This window comes from Streptomyces sp. Ncost-T10-10d, from assembly GCF_900091955.1.
Lineage (GTDB): Bacteria > Actinomycetota > Actinomycetes > Streptomycetales > Streptomycetaceae > Streptomyces.
Genome location: NZ_FMDF01000213.1, coordinates 1 through 4,764 on the forward strand (window position 1 = coordinate 1; position 4,764 = coordinate 4,764).

The following is a 4,764-nucleotide window of genomic DNA, read 5'->3' on the forward strand; positions in this document are numbered from 1 at the left end:
AGGCCCGGTTCTCGTATAGCTGCCGTAGCCCGACAAGTAACGCTGAGTAGCCATCGCTCGGCGGCCCGCCTCAGGGCAGCCCCGGGAGGCAAAACAGCCGGCCGGGGGCAGCCTTGAGGTCCGGTCACTTTCGCCAGAACAGGTGGTGCGTCACCCCGCTCGGGCTGGGCACCACCTCAAGGTGGAACCGGTCGAGCAGCTCATCGGGGGACTCCCAGAGTCGTACTCCGGATCCGAGCTTCAGCGGCGAGACCGCGATGTGCAGGGTGTCGACGAGGTCGGCGTCGAGGAACTGCCGGATGGTGGTGGCTCCGCCGCCGAGTCGGACGTCCTTGCCCCCGGCGCCTCCCGGGCCTGCTCGAGGACCGTGGCTGGGTCGCTGGCGACGAAGTGGAACGTGGTGTCGGAGAGCGTGAACGAAGGACGTGTGTGGTGGGTCATGACGAACACCGGGGTGCGGAACGGGGGCTGGTCACCCCACCAGCCGCGCCACTCGTGGTTGTGCCAGGGCCCGCGCTGGGGCCCGAACTTGTTGCGGCCCATGATTTCGGCGCCGATGTTGCGGGCGTAGTCCCGCGTGAGGTAGTCGTCGAGACCCCGGCTGCCCCCGGGGTCGGTGCGCATGGGCCAGCTCGCCGTGGCGCCGGCCCAGGCGAACAGCCTCTCGGGCTCGACATGACCGAATGGCCTCTCGAGGGTCTGGTCCTCACCGGCACCGATTCCGTCACTCGAGACGTTGAAGTTCTGGACTCTCAGTAGCTGAGCCACGTGTTCCTCCTGTGATGGCGATAACAGTGGTGAAATTTGGATCGTCACCGTGAGGCCGGAGCCGATCGACGGATCTTGACCCGTACCGGCAGAATCATGATCTGCTCAACCCGCCGCCGGCATGTCAAGAGCGGTCGGCCCGCGACGACCACCCCATGACGGGGCCCGACCGGGCGCCACGACGGTGAGGAGTTGGACATGAAGTTCCTGCTGATCATGCACATCAACCCGGCCATCATGGAGGAACTGACCGACGCCGAGCGCCAGGAGATCATGGACGGCCACGGCACATTCATGAAGACGATCGGCGAGTCCGGCGAGATGATCGGCACCGAGGCGCTGGCCGACCCGTCCCAGAGCTCGGTGATCCGCGTCCGCGACGGTGTGCCGGTCGTCACCGACGGTCCCTACCTGGAGGCCAAGGGGTTCCTGGGGGGCGGCTACTACCTGGTCGACGTCGCGAGCAGGGACCGTGCGCTGGAGCTGGCCGCGATGATCCCGGACGCCCGGTTCAACGGCCTGGGCATCGAGGCGCCATCGATACCGGGTCGGTTTCGTATGTGAACTACATGCTGCCCGGCATCCTGCTTATGACCATCGCCTCAGGCATCTCCTACACGGCGTACCGGCTGTTCACCGATGTGAAGAGCGGTATCTTCGAGCGCTTCCAGTCCATGCCGATCGCTCGGTCGGGTGTGCTGTGGGCCCACGTCGTCACCTCGCTGGTCGCCAATCTGATCGCTCTTGTGCTCGTCGTGGGCGTCGCTGTGCTCATGGGCTTCCGCTCAGGTGCAGGAGTGTCGGCATGGCTCGCGGTCGCCGGCATCCTGCTCTTGTTCACCCTGGCGCTGACCTGGCTCGCCGTGATCCCCGGGCTCTCCGCGTCATCGGTCGAGGGAGCGGGCGCGTTCGCCTACCCCCTCATCTTCCTGCCGTTCGTCAGTTCGGCGTTCGTGCCCACCAAAACGATGCCCGGCCCGGTGCGCTGGTTCGCCGAACATCAGCCGGTGACGTCGATCGTCAACACGATCCGCAACCTGTTCGCCCAGAAGCCGGTCGGCGACGACATCTGGACCGCCCTCGCGTGGTGCGTCGGCATCCTCGTCGTGGCGTACGTCTTCGCGATGGCCGCCTATCGCCGGAAGATCGCCTGAGGCAGGCTGGGACCCATGCTCACCATCAGCCAGCTTGCAGCGTACGCCGGGGTGACGGTGCGGGCGGTACGCCACTACCACCGGATCGGGTTGCTGCCGGAGCCCGAGCGCGACCGGTCCGGAAACCGGACCTACGACGCTGTCGCGGTCGTGCGACTGATCCGGATCCGCACCCTGGCTGATGCAGGCGTGCCGCTGGCTCGGGTGCAGGAACTCCTCGACGCCGGCCTGGAGGAGTTCGCTGGCGGCGTCCAGGAGATCGACAAGGCCCTGCGCGCCGAGATCCGGCGGCTGCAGGACACTCGCAGCCGCCTCGCCAGGCTTGCCGCCGGAGAGCACCTGGCGCTTCCGCAGAGCGTTGTGGACTACCTCGACCGGCTGCGCGGTCTCGGCGTTGAGGAGCGGTACATCGAGATGGAGCGGGACGCCTGGATCATGATCGCTGCCCAGGTGCCGCATTCGATCGACTCCGTGATCGCCAAGAAGCACGAGGAGCTGGACGACCCCGACATGGTGAAGCTCTACAGCCTTCTCAGCGGGGCACTCGACTGGCCGGCCGACGATCCGCGGATCGTCGAGGTCGCCGACACCATGGAGCGCTTGATGATTCGCGCCGTGGAGGCCGGCGAGGTGGGCGCCGACGACGGCATCGACGACCAGTTCGTCGACCTGCTGGACTCGACCATGGTCGAGCCCTCACCGCACGCCGCGCGGTTGTTGGCGATTCTGGAGGAGCGTGGCTGGAGGGGCTGGACCCGCATCGAGCGAGTGCCTGCCGAGCGACTCAACACTGAGCTGCCGCCATCGTGAAGGCAGGTCAGGGTCCTGGAGGGACGCTATTTGGGGGTGCACGTGATCCCCGGGGCGGCCGTCTGCCTCAGTGAGGAACAGGGCCGGCGCGGTGAGGGTGGGGAGCAATTGTCAAAACCTGTGGGTCGAGTCGTTGGCGTTGTGGCTGAGCGTGGTGGTGACGGCGAGGGCCATCGGGCTTGGAAACCAGTAGCGCTGTTACAAGCGACCGGTTGAAGATGACGGCATGGATGCGCAGCAGGTGACCTTGCGGAAGATGACGCCGACGGAGTATCGCGCGGCGACTGAGCATCGTGAAGCCGAGGCGGCTCGTGCGCTCGGCAAGTTCATGCCGGAAGAACTGGCGCGAGAACGGGTCAGGCACGGCACGGCCAAGTTCCTCCCTGACGGCCCCGACACAGCCGGTCATCAGCTCGTGATGGCGGAGAACGGATCGGGCGAGGTGGTGGGGAACGCGTGGATCGGTCCGGATCCGGGCCAAGCGTCGGGCACCGCTAGCTCCGCGTGGCTGTACGACATCAACGTCTTCGAGCCGTTCCGACGCCGTGGATACGGATCTGCCATCCTCGCAGCCGCCGAGGAGCTCGTCGCTCGCGAGGGCAAGACAGCGCTTGCCTTGAATGTCGTCGGAGGCAACGAGGCGGCCATCGCAATGTATCGCCACAGCGGCTACGAAGTGTCGTCGATGTCCATGCGTAAGAACCTGTAAGGGCAAGAACGGGTGGGCGGCATCCATCAGGCGACCAATAATCTTGCTGATTGGCGGTAGGCCCGGGTGCCGGGACAGGGTGCGGGCTCAGGGTTGTCTTCCGCACGTCGGGCAGCCCGTTAGCCAGAACAGTGAGGGCTCCCGTTATGCCGCCACCGCCTCGGGGCGCTCTATGAGCTGGCCGCGTTCGAAGCGGGCCCCGGCGCGGACGAGCGGGACGAGGTGGGCTCCGTTGACGGCCCGCCAGCGCGCCTGGGCGGACTCGACGAGCTTGAACACCGTCGCCAGGCCAGCGGCACGGGAGCCAGCGCCCTTGGTTACTTTGGTGCGGAGCCGGACGGTGGCGAAGGTCGACTCGATCGGGTTGGTGGTCCGCAGGTGGATCCAGTGCTCGGCCGGGTAGTCGAAGAACTCCAGCAAGACGTCCTGATCGTCGGTGATCTTCTTGACGGCCTTGGGAAACTTCGCGCCGTAGAGCTTGGCGAAGGTCTGAATGGCCCGCTCGGCGTGCTCGCGGTCCTCGGCGTTGTAGATGTCCTGGATCGCCTTCTTCGCCGCGGGCTGGGCCGACTTCGGCATGGCGTCCAGGACGTTGGCCGTTTTGTGAACCCAGCACCTTTGTTCGCGGGCGGTGGGGAAGACCTCACGCAGGGCCTTCCAGAACCCGAGTGCGCCATCGCCGACCGCGAGGACCGGGGGCGCCCGGCTGGCAGCACTACCTGTCACTCCCCTCCCTCGCCCAGGCCCGCCCCAGCGGATCCCGGTCCCCCAGCCGGTAGCCGCCGGGGCCCCAGGTCGGCTGCACCCGAAAGGAAGCCGGTCGCGTGAACGTCTTGCGGCAGTCTCGGCGCGAGTTGTCGGTGGCAGGGGAGATGATGCCGGTATGACACTGCTGCCGATCACCGCGCCCGCGTCCCTGCTGGAGGTCCACCGTCTCGACCCCGAAGCCGGCGGATGGGGATTCAGGGTCGATCACGCGGTCGCGACGGCGGTCGGCGACACCTACGTGCTGACCGGCCTGCGCCGCTACCGCGCGCACGCGGCCGGCGCGGCCGACCCCGCCGAGCAGGATTTCGGCTACCAGCTGATCACCCGCCACGGCTCCGACGGAAAGCCCACCGCCACCGCCGTGTTCGGACAGGCGGTGCCGGGTGGTGGCCCGTCGGCCATACCGGAAGGCGACACGGCGACCCTGGCCGTCCTCCCGGACGGCGCGGTCGCCGTCAGCTCCAAGCCTGGCAGCACCCACCTCCTGTCCCCGGACCTGGACAAGGTCCTCGCCTCCTGGCCGATGTCCTGGGGCTGGGAAAGGCAGCAGGGCCG

At 67.4% G+C, this 4,764-nt stretch carries 4 protein-coding genes and 3 pseudogenes; 5 read left to right on the forward strand and 2 right to left on the reverse strand.

Going from position 1 to position 4,764, the window contains the following annotated elements:
• Positions 1 to 124: 124 nt before the first annotated feature.
• Positions 125 to 768, reverse strand: a pseudogene (locus GA0115254_RS36785) (dihydrofolate reductase family protein).
• Positions 769 to 966: 198 nt separating this feature from the next.
• Between GA0115254_RS36785 and GA0115254_RS36790 the strand changes: the two are divergent.
• The 4 genes from GA0115254_RS36790 to GA0115254_RS36805 all read left to right on the forward strand — a co-directional run bounded on the left by GA0115254_RS36790 (position 967) and on the right by GA0115254_RS36805 (position 3,441).
• Positions 967 to 1,332 (forward strand): YciI family protein, encoded by a 366-nt coding sequence (locus GA0115254_RS36790; protein WP_093899605.1) that lies wholly within the window; start codon positions 967 to 969, stop codon positions 1,330 to 1,332.
• A gap of 5 nt (positions 1,333 to 1,337) precedes the next feature.
• Positions 1,338 to 1,922: an ABC transporter permease gene (locus tag GA0115254_RS36795; RefSeq protein ID WP_305137742.1), complete on the forward strand. Its 585-nt coding sequence runs from the start codon at positions 1,338 to 1,340 to the stop codon at positions 1,920 to 1,922.
• Between the two features lie 15 nt (positions 1,923 to 1,937).
• A complete protein-coding gene (locus GA0115254_RS36800) occupies positions 1,938 to 2,732 on the forward strand; it encodes a MerR family transcriptional regulator (RefSeq protein WP_093899606.1) in 795 nt (264 codons plus the stop codon).
• 226 nt (positions 2,733 to 2,958) lie between these two features.
• Positions 2,959 to 3,441 carry a GNAT family N-acetyltransferase gene (locus tag GA0115254_RS36805; RefSeq protein WP_093899607.1) on the forward strand — a complete coding sequence of 161 codons (483 nt, stop codon included), beginning with the start codon at positions 2,959 to 2,961 and terminating at the stop codon, positions 3,439 to 3,441.
• Positions 3,442 to 3,585: 144 nt separating this feature from the next.
• Here the strand turns inward: GA0115254_RS36805 and GA0115254_RS36810 are convergent.
• Positions 3,586 to 4,143: pseudogene (locus tag GA0115254_RS36810) on the reverse strand (transposase); the annotation flags it as partial.
• Between the two features lie 181 nt (positions 4,144 to 4,324).
• Between GA0115254_RS36810 and GA0115254_RS36815 the strand changes: the two are divergent.
• Positions 4,325 to 4,764 (forward strand): annotated as a pseudogene (locus GA0115254_RS36815) (hypothetical protein); the annotation flags it as partial.